The sequence below is a fragment of the Roseomonas chloroacetimidivorans genome, from assembly GCF_049629625.1.
GTDB classification, from domain to species: Bacteria; Pseudomonadota; Alphaproteobacteria; order Acetobacterales; family Acetobacteraceae; genus Roseomonas; species Roseomonas chloroacetimidivorans.
In genome coordinates this window covers 18,639-36,371 of the sequence record NZ_JBNBZS010000025.1, presented here as the reverse complement: position 1 = coordinate 36,371, position 17,733 = coordinate 18,639, and the positions used below count along the sequence as shown (strand labels likewise).

Sequence of the window (17,733 nt, the reverse complement as noted above, 5' to 3'; positions counted from 1 at the left end):
TTTCGATTTCGAACTGAAAGTCCGATGACGACGGATTCAGAGCGGCACGATCGGCATGGCCCCCGGCCGCAGGATGGCGTCTGTGGTTGTCGCCAGGTTGCGCGGGGCAGGGGGCGGCATCTCCGGCCGTTCCATCCGTCCCCAGCCGGCCGCATCCGCAACCACGCCATCCCGCATCACCACCCGGCCGCGCACGACCGTCGCGATAGGCGCGCCGACCGTCCGCATCCCCTCGAAGGGGGTGAAGCGGCTGCGCTCCGATTGCAGCTCGGCCCCACGGATCTCCCCTTCCTTCGAGAGGTCCACCACCGCGATATCGGCATCCGCGCCGGGCTGGATCACACCCTTGCGCGGATAGAGGCCAAAGGCGCGGGCCGGGGCACCGCCCACCATCCGCACATATTGCTCCAGCGTCAGCTTGCCCTGGTGCACCAGGGTCAGCATCAGCCGCATGGAGGTCTCGACGCCCGGGAAGCCGCAGGCATTGCCCCAGATGGAGGGCGACTGCTTCTCCGAAACCGCATGGGGCGCATGGTCCGTACCGAGGATGTCGATGATCCCGTCTGCCAGTGCGGCAAGAATGCCCTCGCGCTGCGCGCCCTCGCGGATCGGCGGGTTCAGGCGGCCGATCCGGGCGGCCTCGCCGGTCAGCTCTTCCGCGGCCAGGATCACATATTGCGGGCAGGTTTCCACCGTGATCGGCACGCCCCGCGCCTTGGCCGCCTTGATATAGGGGATAGAGCGCGCCGTGCTCTCATGCGCGATATGGATGCGCGCGCCGGTCCACTCGCTCAGGATGATGCAGCGGTTCAGGCTTTCCAGCGCCACGATATCGGCGCGGGCGCACCAATGGGCGTAGTCGTCCGTCCGCCCGGCCTCCTGCATCCGGCGTTCACGCCAGAACAGCATGGGCGAGTTCTCGGCATGGATGGTGCAGCGATGGCCGCGCCGCGCCAGCACCTCGAAGCCCTCCAGCACCGCGCCGTCATTGGGCGCCGGCAGGTTGCCCGTGGTGTTGCCGTAGAACAGCTTGAAGCCGATCACCCCGGCATCCATCAGCGGCTCCAGGCTGTCGAGCTTGCGCTCATCCAGCAGCCCGTAGATGCCGAAATTCACATGGGCCTGGCGTTCCGCCGCCTCGCGCTTGATCGCCAGCGCCTCCAGGTCCCAGGTCGGCGGATCGGTGTTCGGCATATCGAAGATGGTCGTCACGCCGCCCGCGGCCGCCGCGCGGGTGCCGGTGGTCCAGTTCTCCTTATGGGTCATGCCGGGTTCGCGGATATGGACATGGGTGTCGATCGCGCCCGGGATCACATGGCGCCCACGCGCATCCAACACCTCGCGCGCTCTGGGCGCGAAGGCCGGATGGCCCACGAAGACGATCACCCCGTCCTTCACCGCCACATCGGCGGCGAAGCGCCCGGTCTCGTTCACCACCGTGCCGCCGGTGATGAGAAGATCAGCCATCCCGTCCATCAGATCACCCATCCCCCATCCACCGCGAGGTCCTGCCCCGTCACCTGTCGCGAAAGCTCCGATGCCAGAAAGAGCACCGCGCCCGCCACATCCTGATCCGTGCTGATCCTCCGTAGCGCGTAGTCCTTCGAATACTCCTCCCGTGCCTCATCCATGGAAATGCCGAGCCGGTGGGACATCTCGCCGCGCACCTTCTCGAAACGCGGCCCCTCGATCATGCCGGGGCAGACGCAGTTCACGTTGATGTTGTGCGGCCCCAGCTCCAGCGCCGCCGATTTGGTGATGCCGCGCAGCCCCCATTTGCTGGCGGAATAGGCAGCACGCCCGGCCTTGCCGCGCAGGCCGAAGGTGCCGCCGACATTCACGATCTTCCCCGATCTCGCGGCGATCATGGCCGGGGCGAAGGCCCGCATGGTCAGGAAGCATCCGGTGACGTTCAGGTCCAGGATCTCCCGGAACTCCTCCGGCGTCGTCTCCCAGAAGGTCTTCCCGAGCGGGCCCGTTCCGCCCGCGATATTCACCAGCACATCGGCGCGGCCGAAATCGCGCAGCACGGCATCGGCCATGGACTGGACCGCGGCGGCATCGGTGATGTCGCAGCCATAGATCTCCGCCCGGCGGCCCTTTGCGCGCGCCTCGGCCGCCACGGGCTCAATCGCGGCGGTATCGCGCCCGACCAGGGCCAGATCGGCCCCGTGATCCGCCAGCAGCAAGGTGGCGGCTGCGCCCATTCCCTTGGCGGGGCCGGTGATGACGGCCACGCGGTCCTTCAAAAGCATCCGAGTAATTCCCTCAATGCGCCAGCAGGCGACGCGCCGCGGTGAAGCGCGATCCCAAAGTGCGGCAGTGGCAGCTCACATGCGGCGCGATGGCCTCGCACCAGCTCCGCATGCCGGCGTTCAGCCCGGCCAGCCGGTCCGCCGCCTCCTGCGCATCGCGGGCCAGCTTCGCCTCATCCACGCCGAGCACGCGCCCGTCGCGCAGCTTCCAGGCGCCACCCACCATCACCTCGCGCACGGCCGAGCCATCCTCGGTCCAAACAAGCTGGTTCGCCGCGTCGTTGAAGGGTGCCCAATTGATATGCGACAGGTCGAGAAAGACGAGATCGGCCAGCTTACCCGGCGCGATCGCCCCGGCCTCGAAGCCGAGCAGCTTCGCCGAGCCCTCGGTCGCCAGCCGCACCGTCTCGGCCGTGCCGAGCCAGTCCTCCTCCGTCGCGCCTTCCCAGAGGCGGGAGGCGAAGGCGGCCAGCCGCATCGCCTCGAACATGTTCTGGTTGTCGGAGGAACCGGAGCCATCCGTGCCCAGCCCCACCGTCACCCCGGCCCGGATCGCCGCCCGCGTCGGCGCGATTCCGGAGGCGAGCCGCATGTTCGAGCCCGGATTATGCGCAAGCCCACCACCGCGCTCGGCCAGTAACGCCAGATCGGCTTCGGTCAGCCAGACGCCATGGGCCACGCTGAAACGCTCATTCACGAGGCCCAGCCGATCCATATGGGCGAGCAGCGTGGAGCCATAACGGACTTCACCGGCACCGGCTTGATAGCGAGCCTCGGCCACATGGGTCTGCATGGGCAGCCCATGCTCGGCGGCCAGATCGCGGCAGCCCTCCAGGAAGTCGTCGGAGCAGTGCAGGGGAATAGTGGGCGCGCAGCCCAGCCGCACATCGCCGCCGCGCCAGCCGCGCGCGGCGTGATGAATTGCCTCCAGAACCTCCTCGCCCCGCATCATCGACATGCCGGCGGCCCGTGCCTGGTGCTCCTCCGGCAGGGCCTGGATCAGGCCGGGCGTGGCCTGGAAGAAGGTCAGGTCCGCCACCATTGGCGCCAGCACGGCGCGCAGCCCGACCGCGCGATAGGCATCGGCCATGGCTTCCAGCCCCTCCACGGTCGGGCCGGGGAACTCGAAGGCCAGATCGTAGCCGGCGGTGCAGCCCTTCCGCAGCATCTCCACGGCCGTCAGCATGGTGGCGAGCCGCTTCTCTTCCAGTCCGCGCGCTCCTCCGATCCATGGGGCGTGGGTCAGCAAAAGCGCGAGGTCCCATTTGTCGCCCATGCCCTTGGAGAGGCCGCCATGCCCGTGGGTGTGGCCGTTCACCAGCCCGGGGATGACGAGGCGCCCGGCCGCGTCGTGCCGCGCCGCGTTCTCTATGACGGCGCCGGGCGGTAGGAGGGCGGCAATACGCCCGTCCTCCACCAGGATGTCCTGGTACGGCGCCGAGGCAGCGTCGGGCAGGAGAACACGGGCGCCGGTGATCAGGATTCGGTCCATGGCCCAGCATAGCAGGCCAGGGCCGAACACGTCCTCCCGGCGCCAACGGCCTGCCACCCCAGGTCGTCCACCGATATGGCGGCGCACCAGATGCGCGAGGGCATTGTGAGCGCCTCCCGCTTCGTTCACATAGGAAGCATGGTTGATGAGCCGATCGCGACTCCTCGTGCCGGCGTCGATGCGGCGCCGGTGCCGCATAGTGCCTGGTCGGCGGCGCGGCGCGACATTCTTGAGGCCTTCGCGGCCGGCGAGAAGCTTGTGGTGCTCATCGGCGCGAGCGGCACCGGCAAGAGCCTGCTGCTGCGCGACATCGAGGAGGCGCTCCGCTCGCCTGTATTCCATGTGGAGCGGGTCGAGGGCGGTGCCTGGCAGGACAAGGACACCGCACCGCAGGTTCTGCTCGTCGATGATGCGGACCTGATGGACGATACGACGCTGCGGCAGGTGGCGCAGCGGGCGGCGGGCTTTACCGTTCTGGTGGGCCCGCCGGGCCTTTCGAACCGGCTGGCCCCGGTGCCGCACCATGTGGTGGGGCTCGGGATGCTCCGGCCGTCGGATATTTCCGCCTATATCGCCATGCGCCTGGCACGGGCCGGTCTGGACCGGACCAGGCTGGCCAGCGGCACGGTTGCCGCACTGACCGAGGCGGCTGGCGGTATCCCCGGCCGGCTGAACCTGCTGCTCGGAACCAGCTTCCTGGTGGCTGATATGGCGGGGTCGAGCGAGGTGCGCCCGGAACATGTGCGGGACGCCGCCACGCTCCGCACCGGAGGCGCGGGCGAACCGGCCGATCCTTCCCTGTCGAGCCTCTTCGAGGAAGAGGAGGGGGAGGATCCCGCTCCCTTACCTCGTGCCGGTCATCCGGCCCCGCAACCCATCCCATCCGAAGCCCAACTGGCCGAGCCGCCGCCAGAGGCACCCGTCGGGCGTGGGCGGCACCTGCTCTCCGCGGCGGCTGCGGTGCTCGTCATCGGTACCGCGCTTGTCTGGCTCGCCTTTCCGGGTCCCCGCGGGGTGCCGGGGCCAGACCGGCCCGCAATGCGCCGCGCGGACCCCCCGCCCATGACGGCGAGCGCCACGCCTGCCCCTTCCGAGTTCACTGGAGAGGCTGCCTCTGCACAGCCACCCACTGTGGCAGCGCCCCAGGAGCAGGCCGAGGCCGAAACCTCGGAGGATGACGCGGAGACCAGGCGGGCCAGGTCCGGCGTGCTGCCCTCCGGCGCCATGATCCGGGTGGTGATCACCTATCCTCGCGGCACGGCCGAGGCCGCACAGCGCGCCGCTTCCCTTGCCGCCGGGTTGAGCGAGGCCGGGCTTGCGGTCGGCGTTCCCTTTCCAATCGGCCGCCAGGCCGCCGGACCGGAGCTGAACTATTTCTTCCGGGAGGACCGCGAGGCGGCTCTTCAGGTCGGTGTGATCGGCGCGGGGCAGTTCGGCCAGACGGAGCCGCGGCTCGGCCGGATGGGTGGCGCGCTGCCCAGGCCCGGAACCATCGAGGTCGGCCTGCCCGCCACGACGGCGCCGGAGGATCGGGCCGCGCCTGCGCCTGCGCCCACCACGGAGAGCGAGCCGCCGGCGCCCGCGGCCGCCCTGCCAACGGATCCGCCCAATGGCGCGGTGCTGTCATTGGAGGCTGCCACGCCCGGCGTTACGCTTTCCTGGACGAGCCCTGAACCGCGGCCTGACCTCTTTGTGGAGGTCGTGAGCGTCGGCATCGAGGGACCGGCGAAGGAGGTGTTCGCGGCCTATGCCGAGGTGCCGGATCGCCAGATCATCCGCTTCACCGAGCCGGGTCTCTACGCTTGGCGCGTCCTGGCGGTCTCGCGTACAGCGCGCCGCTACACCGCCAGCCCCTGGCAGCACATCATGATCGGAGAGGCCCCGACGTGACACGGCGCCCGCTGCTTCTACCCGCGCTTTTCCTGGCACTCGCGGCCTGCCAGTCCGCGCCCCCCGCGGCCCCGCCGCGCCGCGTGGTCCGCGCCCCGGCGCCGCCGCCACCGGCGGAAGTGGAGGGCGCCTGGTCCTTCGGCATCGTCGGGGATCGCTGCACCGCGCGGATTGCGCACCGGGAGATGACGTTGAGCCTGACAGCCGGGCCGGGGCGGAGGACGAGCCTTTCCCTGTCCGCGCCAGGCCGGGCCCTACCGGTCAGGAGCCGGGTCCGGCTCGCATTTCGCGGGGAGGGCACCGGCTGGCAGCTGGCGGCACAGACGGACGCACAACGCACCGCCCATGCTGGCACGGCGCTGGATGTGGCGGCGGAGGGACGGATCCGGGATCTGCTCGGTGGCGGTACGGTGAGCGTTAGCGGACGGGGTGTTTCCGCGCCCACCCTCTCGGTGCCCGATGCGGGCGTGTCCGGCCGGGATTGGTATGCCTGCGTGGCGCGGCTGACGCAGGAGTAAGAGAATGCCCTGGGCAGTCCCTCCTGGGGCAGCCCCGGCCTGCACAGCCCGGCCCGATCCGCTATAGGAGCCGCCCCCGCCGGGCGGGCGCGGGGGCGGAGGGGGTATGACGGTCGCGATCGATCTCGGGCGTACGAACACCGGCACGGCCGGAATGATGGATCTTGAGGAGCTTCTTGCGACCCGGCTCCTCGTGCAGGGCAATTCGGGCAGCGGCAAGTCGCATCTCCTGCGCCGCCTGATGGAGCAGTCAGCGCCCTGGGTGCAGCAGGCGGTGATCGACCCGGAGGGCGACTTTACCTCCCTGGCCGATCGCTATGGCCATTTGGTGATCGACGCCGCGGCCCATACCGAGGAGGCCATGACAGCCGCGGGCGACAGGGTGCGCCGCCACCGTGTCTCGGTGGTCCTCAATCTCGAGGGGCTGGAGGTGGACCGCCAGCTCCGTCATGCCGCCTCCTTCCTGAACGGCCTCTTCGACGCCGAACGCGATTACTGGACCCCCATGCTGGTCGTGGTGGACGAAGCCCAGCTCTTCGCTCCCGCCGCTGGCGGCGATACCTCGGACGATGCCCGTCGCGCCGCCCTCTCGGCCATGACCGACCTGATGTGCCGCGGCCGCAAGCGTGGCCTGGCCGGCATTATCGCGACCCAGCGCCTGGCGAAGCTCGCCAAGAACGTGGCGGCCGAGGCCTCTAACTTCCTGATGGGCCGTACCTTCCTCGATATCGACATGGCCCGCGCCGCGGACCTACTGGGCATGGAACGCCGACAGGCCGAGCAGTTCCGCGACCTCCAGCGCGGCCATTTCATCGGCCTCGGCCCGGCTTTGTCCCGCCGCCCGCTGGCCATCCGCGTCGGGGCGGTGGAAACCCAGAGCCGAGGCTCCGGCCCCTCCCTGACCCCGCTGCCCCAGACGGCGCCGGAGGAGGCCCGGGAGCTGATCCTGGCCGCCCCCGACCCCGTGGCGCCGCGCCCGGCCCGCCGCCCGCCGCCCGCGCCACCGCAGGACATCCTGGCGCAGCTTGCCCAGGCTTCCGCCAATGCCCGGCCCGCCACCGCCCGCGTGACCGAGCCTGAGCCCTCGCCCGAGGAGTTGGCCGAGCGCGAGGCCCGTACGGGCGCGATCCTGCGCGACATGCTGGCCGAGCCCGACGCAGCTTTCCGCCCGATCGGCGTGCTTTACCAGGACCTGCTGGTTCGCTTGCGCATCCATGCCGTGCCGGGCAAGCCGCCGGAGCTGCCGGCCTTCCGCCGCATGCTCGCCGTGGCCCGTGCCGGCGTGCCGCCCGAGGCTGCCAATGACCCGGACTGGCCCGAAGCCGCCGCGCGGGCCGAGGGATTGCCGGAGGACACCCAGGGTGTCTTCCTGCTGCTGGCCCATGCCGCGCGCCAGGGTCTGCCCTGCCCATCCGATGCGGCGATCGCCCGCGCCTATGGCAGCCGTTCGGCGGGCCGCGCCCGGCGGCTGCTCGGCTGGATCGAGGAACAGGGGCTGATCGTACAGAAGCCCGCGGCTGGCGGGCGCCGCATCGTGGCATTGGTCGGGCTGGCCTGGGAGACGGCGCCGGGGGATCCCGCCGCGGCCTAGGGCACAAGTTCGAGAGGGCAGGAATGTGGAAGCTTCCACATCTTGCGGATTCAGAACGAAATGATAGAAGCCGCTCCCCATTCGGTCCGCAGTGACGGGGAGACGTATTCGTGAAAGCTCAGTTCCTGGCCTCCCTCGCGGCTGGCGTCCTCGCGGCAGCGCTCCTCGGCCCCTCCGCGCCCACCCACGCGCAGCAGCTCTGGCTTCCGAACGGCTCCGGCGGCACGACCTTCAACAACCCGCAGGGCTCCATGCTCGGCACGGCGAATGAACGGATGCTGCAGCAGCACATGCAGCGCCAGAATCCCAATTGGCCGGGATCCGCGGCTCCGGGTAGCGGGTCCCGCAACCCTCAGTCCGCAGCGGCGGCCTCGTCGGATCCGTCCTTCCGCCTGGGCAACCGGAGCAAGACGAGGATCAACGAAATTTACGTCTCCTCCTCCTCTGAGGCGAACTGGGGAGCGGACCACCTCGGCCAGAACATCCTGGAGCCCGGCGGGGTCATCATCATCCGGCTGCCACAGGGCCAGTGCGTGAACGACATCCGCGTGGTCTATGCCAGCGGGCAGGCGACGGAGCGGCGGCAGGTGAACACCTGCTCGCTCACCGACCTGTCCTTTCCCTGAGCCGGCGCGCTTGAGTAAAGGAGGGCTAAGCCCAGACCTGGACCCGGTTTGCAGGCCGGGTCAGCCTGCGGCATCCTCCTGGCTATAACGCGAGGGAACTTCCGATGCGCATCACACGCCGTGCGGCCGTATCCGGCCTCGCTGCCGCCTTCGTCGCCCGTACCGGCGCCGCGCAATCCAACAGCATCACCCTCGTGGTTCCCACGGCACCGGCAGGCACCACCGACTTTGCCGCGCGCCTTCTGGCCGAACCGCTCTCGCGCCAGCTCGGCCAGCCCGTGGTCGTGGAGAACAAGGGCGGTGCCAATGGTGCGCTGGGCACACAGGATGTGGCGCGGGCACGGCCGGACGGCACGCGGCTGCTCGTGCAGTATTCCGGCTACCATGTCGGCTCGCCCGCCATCATGCCGAATGTCGGCTATGACGTGCGGAAGGACTTCGCCCCGGTTGCGCTCCTGCTCGATGCGCCGCAGGTGATCTTCGTGCATCCCTCCGTGCCCGCGGCGAATATGCGGGAGTTCATCGCCTATGCGAAAGCGCATCCGGGCACGCTGAACTATGCTTCCTCCGGCACCGGCTCGCTCCAGCACCTCGGCACGGAATTGCTGAAGCTGCGTACTGGCACGGACATGACCCATGTACCCTATCGCGGTACCGGGCCGGCCACGCAGGACCTCGTCTCCGGTCGCGTGCAGATGATGATGACCACGCCGCCGCCGCTGATGCCCTTCGTCCGCGATGGCAAGCTGAAGACCCTGGCCATCACCTCGTCCACGCGCCACCCGGCGCTGCCGGAGGTGCCGACCCTCGCCGAAGCCGGCTTCCCGAACCTGGAGGTTATCGGCTGGTTCGCCGTCTTCGCCCCGGCCGGCACGCCCGAGGCCACGCTGAAGCGGCTGACGGAGGCCTGCAACGCCGTGGTGGACACGCCCGATTTCCGTCGTCGCGCAGAGGAGCAGGGCGCCATCATTCGCATCATGCAGCCTGCGGAGTTGCAGGCGCGGGTGAACCGCGAACTGGATGAATGGATCCGCGTCGTGCGGGAAGCGAAGATCCAGCCGGATTGAGGGAAGGGGGCGTCTCCGCGCCCCCGCCACTCAGGCCGCCAGCGCGGACTGTCCGGGGATGGCCCCGCCGCGCACCGCACCCGGCGCCGTACTGCCCCATTGCACCGCATGCCCCGCCGGCAGTGCTCGGCTATTCGGTGTGGAGAGCCAGATCCGCATCAACACGCGGGAGGTGCCGGAGACCGCGTCATCCGCATAGGCCGTGCGCCCGTGATAGGTCACGTGCTGGTTCATCAACTGGATCTGCCCGGCTTCGAAGGGCAGTTGCAGGCATAACTCGTCGGCGATCGCGGCCAGCGCGTCCATCGCCTCAATCTGTTCCGGACGCAGCGGCGGCACGCCGGGCTCGGCATGGGCCATCTCGACATAGGTCCGGGAGTACTGGCTGGTGAAGGCACCCGTCGGCCCGCGCGAGAAGACGGGCATGGTGAAGACGCGGTCCGCATGGCCCTCGCCCTCCTCATCGGCCGGGCGCATGCGGTGGAAGTCCTGATACAGAACCTCCAGCAGGTCGGGCCGGCGCGCCGCCAGGGCGTCGTGGATCGCGACCGTGGAGACGATCCGGCTCTCCCCGCCCGCAATGCCGTTCGAAGCGCAGAGCAGCGCCAGCACGTCGCATTTATCCGTGTGGAAGCGCAGCGGCCCGGTGGAGCGCGACCTTGCGCGGGCCGAGGGGACGGTTCCGCTGGCATCCGGTCCGGTCACGGCCTTGCCCATGCCTGTTTCGTCCCGCACCTCAGCCAGGATCTCGCCTTTGGTGTTCTGCGGCAGCGGCGTGCCGAGATGGGCGCAGAGGCCCCAGAACACGGCCTTCAGATCGTCGGCGGACCAGCGATCCGCCGGCAGGCCGGAGATGCGGACCAGGCCGCGGCCTTCCTCCAGCTCCTTCGACACGGTGTCGAGCAGGGGCTTGGCAGAGGGCAGCGGGAAGTCCGCGGCCCGGATGCGCGGCAGGGGAAGGCCCCGCGCACGGATGCCGGCCAGCGCCGCCTCGATCTCGGCAATGGCGGGCGCATCGAAGCGGAAGACCCAGCTCGGGTCTTGCGCCAGTTCGGCGCCGGTCCAGGCGGCGCGGCCGCCAATGGGCTTGAGAAGGTCGGGCTGCATGAGGCAGAGCCTCGCGCGCCGGCGCGGGACGGGTCAATACGGATATGGCATGGTGGCTGCATCCGCCTGCGTCGACGGCGCCCGTGGCGCCCCTTCAAGAGGTTTTCATGTCCAAGCTGCGCCGCCGCGACCTTGCCGCGGTCCTCGCCCTTCCAGCGCTGGCCCGTCCCGCTCTGGCCCAGACCGCCTGGCCGTCCAAGCCTGTCCGTTTCATCATTCCCTGGCCGCCAGGCGGGCTGAACGACGTGATTGCGCGCGGTTACAACGACCAGGTGTCGCGTCGCCTCGGAGCGGTCATCGTGAATGACTTCAAAGCGGGCGCAGGCGGGCGGATCGGCGTGGCGGAGATCGCGCGCTCGGCGCCGGATGGCTACACGATCGGGATGGGCAATCTGGGCCCGCTGACCATCTTCCCGCATCTCTATCGTGACATGCCCTATGACGCGCGGCGGGATCTGGTGCCCGTGACCATGTTCGCTGCCTCACCCCTCGTGCTGGTGGTCAGCAAGGATCTTCCGGTGAACAGCGTGGCGGAGCTGATCGCCATGGTGAAATCGCGCCCCGGCAGGATGAATGCCGCCTCGGTGGGCGTCGGCACCGCGCAGCACCTGATCTTCGAGATGTTCAAGGAGCGCGACGGCATCCAGATGGAGCACGTGCCTTACAAGGGTACGAATGAGTCCCTGCCGGCCATGCTGACGGGCGATGTGCATGCCATGTTCGACACGCTGCCCTTGATGCTGCCTCAGTTGAAGGCAGGCGTCGTCAAGGCGCTGGCGGTCACCACCCCACAGCGCATCCCGCAGCTTCCCGATGTGCCGACCATGGTGGAGTCCGGCTATCCGGATGCCGATGTGGTCACCTGGTATGCGGTCATCACCCCGGCCGGCACGCCTCGGCCGATCATCGAACGGCTCTACGAGGCCTATACCGAGGCAGCAGGTACGCCGGAGGTAAAGAAGATGCTGGACGACCAGGGGCTGATCTACCTGCCCAACACCCAGGGGCAGTTTGCCGAGCGCATCGTGGCAGAATCCGACCGCTGGGCCCGGATCATCCGCGAGCAGAAGATCAGCGTGCAATAAGCCCAGGCAGCCGCCCGCCCGCAGCCGCGTTCCAGCCTGCATCTGCGTGCTGTGACGCAGTGGCGGGCCCGTGGAGCGCGGCCCAGGGAGGATCGCGCTTGCCGCTGTTGACCCGGGAGGACCTGCGCCACCATTCCCGCTACGCCTGGGCCTGCCTCGCCGCGCTGGTGACCGTGGCGGCCTGGTTCTGGAGCCTCGACAAACGCGATGCAGCGATGGGAACGGCCGCGGCGCTGGTCGGGTGCCTCGGGCTGATCCTGCCGCCGCGCGAGCGCATGCCTGTGCTGCCCCGGCGCCTGCGGACCATCCCACGTTCGCTTGACGCGACACCTGTCCTCATGACCCTCGTCGTCAGCCCCGGCTACGGATTGAACTGGTTCTACGGCGCCAACCCCTATGATGAGATCGTGCATCTTCTGAACGGTGTCCTGACCGGCCTCGTCTTCGCAGCGATCCTGCGTGGAGATGGACGGCCGCACGCGGCGGGCGAGCTGATCCTCGCGGGATTCCTCTTCGGCCTGAATCTCGGCACGGTGTGGGAGGGCTTCGAATACGTCACCGGGCTGATCGGCGACTGGACGGATACCTGGACCGACGTGGCGCTGACCACCTTCGGCGCCACCCTGGCCGCAGCATGGGCGGCGCACCGGGCACGGCATGATGCTTCTGCGGCCACGGCCGAGACCACGCCGCCCTGCCTCGCCCTCCGGGACAGCGCAGCAGCGGAATGACAACCCGTGCTGGTCGCCACCTACAACGTCCATCGCGGCCGCGGCACGGCCGGGCTGTTCCGGCCGGACCGCGTCGCACGCGTCATCGCGGAGATCGGCGCGGACCTGATCGCCCTTCAGGAGGCGCAGCACTACTTCCGGCGCGGCAAGGACATGCTGGATACGGAGTGGATCGAGCGCGAGGCCGGGCTGCACCTGTTGCGCGTCGGTGGGCGACCGGAGGAGCAGGGCTGGCGGAGCAACCTCGTCCTCATTCGGAAGAATGCCCGAATCCTGCGGCCTCCCGAGGGGCTTCCCATGGGCGGAATGGAGCCGCGCGGCGCCATCCTGACGGAACTGGACCTCGGCTGGGGTCCGTTCCGCCTTCTCGCCACGCATCTCAGCCTTGGCGCCGCGCGTCGCCGCATCCAGGGAGAAGCACTGCTGGCAGCCATGCAGACGGGGCAGGGAAAACGCCTGCCCACGCTGCTCCTCGGCGATTTCAACGAGTGGCGGATGGGTGCCTCGGTGCTAGGCGTGCTGGAGCCGGCTTTCGGCCACCCGCATTCGGCGCCCACCTTCCCGGCCTTCCGGCCCTTCCTGGCGCTGGACCGGATCATGGGCCATCCGCGCGGCCTCGTGCCTGATGTGGAGGCACATGACACGCCGCTGGCCCGCCGCGCCTCGGACCACCTGCCCCTGAAGGCGCGGATCAACACGGCGCTGCTCGCGCCGCGTCCGGACTGACCGGCCGGAACCCAGAAGCTCCGGCCGGTACCGGCTCAGGCGATCTTGCGATCGGCCGCCGGCGGCAGGAAGCGCTCGGTGAACATGTCGGCGGCCTTGGGCGGGTTGGACACGCCATAGGCCTCGGCATTCACCCGGATCAGCGTCTCGGCGCGGGCCATGTCGATCGCGCCCGTGCCGCCCGCCTTCACCGCCGGGGTCAGGATGGAGCGGTCGCGCGTCATGGCCCAGCGGCGCTTCTCGAGCGCCACGTCGAAGAGCGGCTCGCGCTTCTGCAGCGAGGCCATGGCGGCGTCCGGTTCGGCCAGCAGCATCTTCAGCCCCTCGACCGAGGCCTTCACGAAGGAGGCCGCCAGCTGCGGGTTCTTCTCCAGCCAGTCGGCACGGGCAACCAGGGCACTGCCATAGATGTCCAGCCCGTTCTCGGCATAGGGCCAGGCCACGATATCCTCTTCCTTCATGCCCAGGCCCACCAGGTTGAAATGGGTGGTGAAGAGAAAGCCGGTGACGGCATCCACCTGGCCCTGGGCCAGCATGGTGTCGCGCAGGTTCGCGGCCATGCTCGTCCACTTCACGCTGCCGGCGTCGATTCCGGCCACGCGGGCAAAGGCGGGGAAGAGCATGCGGCTGCCCTCGCCCTCGGGCGCCCCCAGGCGCTTGCCCGCCACGCCCTTCGGATCGGTGATGCCGTTCTTCTTCAGTGTGATCAGTGCGGCCGCGGTGCGGTCGAGGATCTGATAGAAGGAGACGAGGCGCTTTTCCGGGTTCTCGGCGTTGAACTTCACCATGGTGGAGACATCGGTGTAGCCGACGTCATAGGCGCCGGACGCGACCTTCACCGTGGTGTCGCCGGAGCCGAAGCCACGGTCCATGCGCATGGTGATGCCGTTGTTGCGGAACACGCCGCGGTCATCGGCCAGGGAGAACATGCCGTGGTTCCCCTGGAGCGCCCAGTCCAGGCAGAAGCGGATGGGGGCCTGGGCGGCGGCGGGGCGGATGAAGGGCAGGGCCAGGCCGGCGGTGCCGGCGGCAAGCAGGGTACGACGGGCGAGAGTCATGTTCGGCGTTCTCCGGTACACATGGCGGCGGTATCCCCGCCGCTCGGCGCCGGCCCATGCAGGAAGGATGCCGCGCTCAGGAACGCGTGATCAGCCCGCGACGGCAGCGACCTCGTCCATATCCACACCAACCGTCACCGAATGCCGGCCACCGCCGAGGATCACCCCGAGAAGCGGCGAGACATCCCCGAAATCGCGACCCCAGCCGAGCACCACATGCTCTTCCTCGACGAAGAGGCTGTTGGTCGGGTCCATCTCCAGCCAGCCCAGCTCAGGGCCCAGCCAGGCGGCCACCCAGGCATGGGACTGGTCGGCCCCGACGCGCCGCACGCCGCCCGGCGGTGGCCGCGTACGAACATAGCCGGACATGTAGCGCACGGGGATGCCGAGCATGCGCAGCCCCGTGACCAGAAGGTTGGCAAAGTCCTGGCACACGCCGGCGCGGCGCCGCAGAACCTCTTCCACCGGAGTGGAGATGGTGGTGACGCCGGAGCGGAAGTCGATCTGGTTCCGGAACTGCGCGATCATCTCCACCATCGCCGCGCCGGCCATCCGGCGGGGGGTGAAATGCGGGGCGAAGAAGGCGCGGGCAGCCTCCACCGGCGGCAGGGACGGGCTGGGGAAAAGGAACTCGGCCGCCTCCCGGTCCCGCAGCGCCATCTCGCGGATCGACTCCCAGGGCGGGGTCTCCGCCGGAAGTGGCGGCGGCGCCCAGACTTCCACCAGGGAATCCGCCGTCACCGCGAAATGGGTGTGTGGCTGCTCCAGGTAGAACCAGGCTGTCGGGTTGCCGAAATGGTCCAGCGCCTCGTGCCGGCGGGTCGGGACAGGGTCGCTGGTCAGCTCCGTCCGCAGCACGCGCTGGCGCTGCAGGGGCCGCGGTGAAAGGTGGAGCAGATGCGTCGCCAGCTCCACCGGCGTCTCGTAGTTGTAGGTGGTGACATGCCGCACGCGGTAGATCATGCCGTGCCCCGCGCTGGTTCCTCTGCGGTGTCCACGCCCAGGAGGCGCGGCGCGGAGACAAGAGTGAAGTAACGCCGGCCGATAGCGTCCGAAAGCGCGCCGACGGCGTCTTGCAGGGCGAGCAGGCGGGGGGAAAGACCCGTCGCCACCGTGGCGCTCTCGGCGGAGGCGGCTACCTCGGCGGCCATGGTCTCGCTTTCCACCCGCAGGCGCCGGGCCCAGGCGGAAAGGCTGGGATCACCACCACCCTCGACTCCAGCCAACAGCGCCTCGGCCGCGGCGAACTGGAAAGCGAGGCCACGCGGGTTCGCCGGATCGGCCATCACCAGGTCCAATGCCGGACCGGGCTGAAGCACATGCAGGTAGCGCGTGCGATAGGTGATGACGGAATCGCAAAGCTCAAGCGCCAGTGTCAGGGCGCTCTCCACCCGGGCCGGCACCTCGTTCAGCAGATGGCCAAGCAGCGCCGAAACGCTCACAGCCCGCTCTAGCCGCCGGCCGAGGTCAAGGAAGCTGTGGGCGCCGCCCCGCACCATGTTCTCCGCCGCGACACCGGCCACGCCCGAGGCGTAGCGCACGACCCCACCCAGCGCGGCGCCAAGCGCCGCCGGGTTGTCCGAGGCCAGCAGGGCGGCGCGCGAATCCCGCAGCGGCAAGGTGAAGGCAGCATGCATGTCGCTGGTCAGCCGGTCACGCGTCGCCTCGACCAGCTGCGCCACCTCTCCACTCAGCCGGTGCAGCCGCCCCCCCTCGCGCCCGGCTCGCAACAAGGCCCGGCGCAGCGCGCCGTCATCGCCGGAGGTGGGCCGTTCCTCCTTGGTGATCAGTTTCGCGTCCAGAAGGCAGCGGGAAAGGGCCACGATCTCGGCCTGATCATGCGGCAGCATCGGGGCGCGCTCCAGCCGCGCCAGGGTCGAGCGTATCAGCCGGGCGGAATCATCCAGCCGTTCCACATAACGGCCCAGCCAGAACAGATTGTCTGCGACGCGGGAGGGAAGGTCGCCGGAAGTGCGCCGGACCGCCAGCGCCGGGCGGTGCGGTATGATCGTGCTGCGGATCTCCGCCCGGTCCTCCGACAGGACCCAGACATCCTTCGCGACCTTCCCCGGGCGACCTGCCTCATCCGTCAGCCGGGCCAGCCCGCCGGGCAGGCAACGCCAGCCCTCGCCGTCATGCAGGAGAAAGAGCCGGAGCAGAACCGGGCGGGGTGCGAGCCCGTCCTCGGTAAAGGACGGGGCGAGGGAAGGCGGTTCGCAGGCGATGGCGGCCCAGCCGCGCGGGTCGCCCTCGATCATGTTCCCGGCCGTTCCCGTGCGCCCGGCCTGCCGCAGCACGAAGTCACCCGGGGCTGCGCGGTACCGCGCCAAGGCCGGCTCCTCACCCAGCCAGATGGTTTCAACCGAGGGAACGGCCAACGGCTCGCCCAGCAGCGTCTGGCAGAGCGCGGGCAGGAAGGAAGGCAGGGCAGGGGCCTCGGCCAGCCCGGCCCCGGGATGGTTGTGCACAACCAGCGTGCCTGCGCGCATCGCGTCCAGCAGGCCGGAGACGCCGTTCGCCGGTCTCCCGCCCAGCTCCAGCGGGTCCAGCGATGCGCCGGGCAGCCGCGAGAGCAGGACCCGCACGGGTTGAAGGCCGCGCAGGGTTTTCAGAAACAGCGTCCCGCCCCGTGCTGTCAGGTCGCCAACCTCAACCAGGACGCAGGAGAGGTCGCGCGCAAGGGTCACATGCTCCGCCCAGGCGGAGTGGCCAACACCGGGCGTCAGCAGCGCCACACTCGCTGCCCCGGCCATCTCTGGCCCGGCAGCCCGTTGCAGCAGGTCGCGCCAGGTATCCATGAAGGGCCGCAGCGGCCGCATCTGCACGGCCCGCGTGCATTCGGGCATGGTGCGGGCCATGTGGGCACGATTGGCCATGGCCTGGGCCAGACCACCCATGGTCACCACCCTGTCGCCCGCGACATGCCAGGCCCCGTCCGGCCCGCGCAGCAGGTCGGCGGCATAGGCGTGCAGGAACTGGCCGGCCGGGCCGTTGCGGCAGGGGCGCAGGAAGGCCGGGTTCGGAAAGACCAGCTCAGGTGGAATCGCGCCTTCGGAGATCAGGCGCTGTTCCCCGTAGAGATCCGCCAGCACGGCCTCCAGCAGCCGGGCGCGCTGGGCCAATCCTTCCGACAGGGAGTTGAACTCCGCGGCCTCGAGCACAAGCGGCACCGGATCCAGCCGCCCCGCGGGGCCACGTCCCCGGGCCGAGGCGTGCGAGGGAAGGAGGCCCGCCGGACCCTCCTCCTCGAAGGCGCGGTCCAGCATCCGCGCGCGCTCCGCCAACCCGCCCTCCGGCAGGTTGGACAGCGAACCGAGCAGGCCGCGCCAATGCGAACGGACGCGGCCCCGGCCGTCCACCATCTCGTCGACCGCGGCGCTGGTCGCGTGAAGGGTCATCCGGCTCTCCGCGTCGCGCAGGCGGAGGGCTCAAGGCGGAGTAGGGCGGCGGCACAGGCCATGCGAGGTGCTTCGGATCTATTCGACAAGGGCGGGTTCAAGGGGCGCGCAGCATAACGGCCGGGGCGCCCCGGCATAGCCCGGCTGTTCGACGTATCCCTCGCCGAGTCGGCCCTGGCGCGGAACGGT

General features: G+C 69.7%; 15 protein-coding genes. 8 read left to right on the top strand and 7 right to left on the bottom strand.

Annotated features, from left to right (window positions below):
* Nucleotides 1–36: 36 nt before the first annotated feature.
* From ACO1BU_RS19060 to ACO1BU_RS19050, 3 genes are read right to left on the bottom strand one after another with little or no spacing between them, the layout of a single operon-like run.
* Nucleotides 37–1,488 carry a dihydroorotase gene (locus ACO1BU_RS19060; protein WP_424137548.1) on the bottom strand — a complete coding sequence of 484 codons (1,452 nt, stop codon included), beginning with the start codon at nucleotides 1,486–1,488 and terminating at the stop codon, nucleotides 37–39.
* Nucleotides 1,476–2,255, bottom strand: a complete 780-nt coding sequence (locus ACO1BU_RS19055) for an SDR family NAD(P)-dependent oxidoreductase (protein ID WP_424137547.1) — start codon at nucleotides 2,253–2,255, stop codon at nucleotides 1,476–1,478. Before ACO1BU_RS19055 ends, ACO1BU_RS19060 begins: the two co-directional genes overlap by 13 nt.
* A gap of 13 nt (nucleotides 2,256–2,268) precedes the next feature.
* Nucleotides 2,269–3,876, bottom strand: coding sequence for an amidohydrolase family protein (locus ACO1BU_RS19050; RefSeq protein WP_424137546.1), 1,608 nt, complete (start codon nucleotides 3,874–3,876; stop codon nucleotides 2,269–2,271).
* Nucleotides 3,877–3,885: 9 nt separating this feature from the next.
* Between ACO1BU_RS19050 and ACO1BU_RS19045 the strand changes: the two genes are divergently transcribed.
* From ACO1BU_RS19045 to ACO1BU_RS19025, 5 genes are all read left to right on the top strand, one after another.
* Nucleotides 3,886–5,637 (top strand): hypothetical protein, encoded by a 1,752-nt coding sequence (locus ACO1BU_RS19045; protein ID WP_424137545.1) that lies wholly within the window; start codon nucleotides 3,886–3,888, stop codon nucleotides 5,635–5,637.
* A complete protein-coding gene (locus ACO1BU_RS19040; RefSeq protein WP_424137544.1) occupies nucleotides 5,634–6,155 on the top strand; it encodes a hypothetical protein in 522 nt (173 codons plus the stop codon). Before ACO1BU_RS19045 ends, ACO1BU_RS19040 begins: the two co-directional genes overlap by 4 nt.
* A gap of 106 nt (nucleotides 6,156–6,261) precedes the next feature.
* Nucleotides 6,262–7,746 carry a helicase HerA domain-containing protein gene (locus tag ACO1BU_RS19035; RefSeq protein ID WP_424137543.1) on the top strand — a complete coding sequence of 495 codons (1,485 nt, stop codon included), beginning with the start codon at nucleotides 6,262–6,264 and terminating at the stop codon, nucleotides 7,744–7,746.
* A gap of 110 nt (nucleotides 7,747–7,856) precedes the next feature.
* Nucleotides 7,857–8,372: a hypothetical protein gene (locus tag ACO1BU_RS19030; protein WP_424137542.1), complete on the top strand. Its 516-nt coding sequence runs from the start codon at nucleotides 7,857–7,859 to the stop codon at nucleotides 8,370–8,372.
* A 104-nt stretch (nucleotides 8,373–8,476) separates the two neighbouring features.
* Entirely contained in the window at nucleotides 8,477–9,439 is a 963-nt protein-coding gene (locus ACO1BU_RS19025; protein WP_424137541.1) for a Bug family tripartite tricarboxylate transporter substrate binding protein, read from the top strand.
* 30 nt (nucleotides 9,440–9,469) lie between these two features.
* Here the strand turns inward: ACO1BU_RS19025 and ACO1BU_RS19020 are convergent, their stop codons facing one another.
* The gene (locus ACO1BU_RS19020; protein ID WP_424137540.1) at nucleotides 9,470–10,546 is read right to left on the bottom strand and encodes a TauD/TfdA family dioxygenase; all 1,077 of its coding nucleotides are present in this window, start codon (nucleotides 10,544–10,546) and stop codon (nucleotides 9,470–9,472) included.
* A 107-nt stretch (nucleotides 10,547–10,653) separates the two neighbouring features.
* Here ACO1BU_RS19020 and ACO1BU_RS19015 point away from each other — a divergent pair, with 107 nt between their 5' ends.
* The 3 genes from ACO1BU_RS19015 to ACO1BU_RS19005 all read left to right on the top strand — a co-directional run bounded on the left by ACO1BU_RS19015 (nucleotide 10,654) and on the right by ACO1BU_RS19005 (nucleotide 13,088).
* Complete coding sequence (locus tag ACO1BU_RS19015) at nucleotides 10,654–11,631, top strand: Bug family tripartite tricarboxylate transporter substrate binding protein (protein WP_424137539.1); 978 nt, start codon at nucleotides 10,654–10,656, stop codon at nucleotides 11,629–11,631.
* A gap of 98 nt (nucleotides 11,632–11,729) precedes the next feature.
* Nucleotides 11,730–12,362, top strand: coding sequence for a DUF2238 domain-containing protein (locus ACO1BU_RS19010; RefSeq protein ID WP_424137538.1), 633 nt, complete (start codon nucleotides 11,730–11,732; stop codon nucleotides 12,360–12,362).
* A gap of 6 nt (nucleotides 12,363–12,368) precedes the next feature.
* Nucleotides 12,369–13,088: an endonuclease/exonuclease/phosphatase family protein gene (locus ACO1BU_RS19005; protein ID WP_424137537.1), complete on the top strand. Its 720-nt coding sequence runs from the start codon at nucleotides 12,369–12,371 to the stop codon at nucleotides 13,086–13,088.
* Nucleotides 13,089–13,123: 35 nt separating this feature from the next.
* On the opposite strand, the gene ACO1BU_RS19000 is transcribed toward ACO1BU_RS19005, so the two are convergent.
* The 3 genes from ACO1BU_RS19000 to ACO1BU_RS18990 form a co-directional block, all read right to left on the bottom strand.
* Nucleotides 13,124–14,146, bottom strand: coding sequence for an ABC transporter substrate-binding protein (locus ACO1BU_RS19000; RefSeq protein ID WP_424137536.1), 1,023 nt, complete (start codon nucleotides 14,144–14,146; stop codon nucleotides 13,124–13,126).
* A 90-nt stretch (nucleotides 14,147–14,236) separates the two neighbouring features.
* Entirely contained in the window at nucleotides 14,237–15,109 is an 873-nt protein-coding gene (locus tag ACO1BU_RS18995; RefSeq protein WP_424137535.1) for a transglutaminase family protein, read from the bottom strand.
* Nucleotides 15,106–17,544, bottom strand: coding sequence for a circularly permuted type 2 ATP-grasp protein (locus tag ACO1BU_RS18990; RefSeq protein WP_424137534.1), 2,439 nt, complete (start codon nucleotides 17,542–17,544; stop codon nucleotides 15,106–15,108). The genes ACO1BU_RS18995 and ACO1BU_RS18990 overlap by 4 nt, the downstream gene beginning before the upstream one ends.
* Nucleotides 17,545–17,733: the final 189 nt, after the last annotated feature.

What these genes read in the sequence shown, in the direction of transcription:
- ACO1BU_RS19020 (WP_424137540.1), bottom strand. Translation starts at nt 10,546, where the DNA reads ATGCAGCCCGACCTTCTCAAGCCCATTGGCGGCCGCGCCGCCTGGACC.
- ACO1BU_RS19055 (WP_424137547.1), bottom strand. Translation starts at nt 2,255, where the DNA reads ATGCTTTTGAAGGACCGCGTGGCCGTCATCACCGGCCCCGCCAAGGGA.
- ACO1BU_RS19000 (WP_424137536.1), bottom strand. Translation starts at nt 14,146, where the DNA reads ATGACTCTCGCCCGTCGTACCCTGCTTGCCGCCGGCACCGCCGGCCTG.
- ACO1BU_RS19035 (WP_424137543.1), top strand. Translation starts at nt 6,262, where the DNA reads ATGACGGTCGCGATCGATCTCGGGCGTACGAACACCGGCACGGCCGGA.
- ACO1BU_RS19015 (WP_424137539.1), top strand. Translation starts at nt 10,654, where the DNA reads ATGTCCAAGCTGCGCCGCCGCGACCTTGCCGCGGTCCTCGCCCTTCCA.
- ACO1BU_RS19025 (WP_424137541.1), top strand. Translation starts at nt 8,477, where the DNA reads ATGCGCATCACACGCCGTGCGGCCGTATCCGGCCTCGCTGCCGCCTTC.
- ACO1BU_RS18995 (WP_424137535.1), bottom strand. Translation starts at nt 15,109, where the DNA reads ATGATCTACCGCGTGCGGCATGTCACCACCTACAACTACGAGACGCCG.
- ACO1BU_RS19045 (WP_424137545.1), top strand. Translation starts at nt 3,886, where the DNA reads ATGGTTGATGAGCCGATCGCGACTCCTCGTGCCGGCGTCGATGCGGCG.
- ACO1BU_RS19060 (WP_424137548.1), bottom strand. Translation starts at nt 1,488, where the DNA reads ATGGGTGATCTGATGGACGGGATGGCTGATCTTCTCATCACCGGCGGC.
- ACO1BU_RS18990 (WP_424137534.1), bottom strand. Translation starts at nt 17,544, where the DNA reads ATGACCCTTCACGCGACCAGCGCCGCGGTCGACGAGATGGTGGACGGC.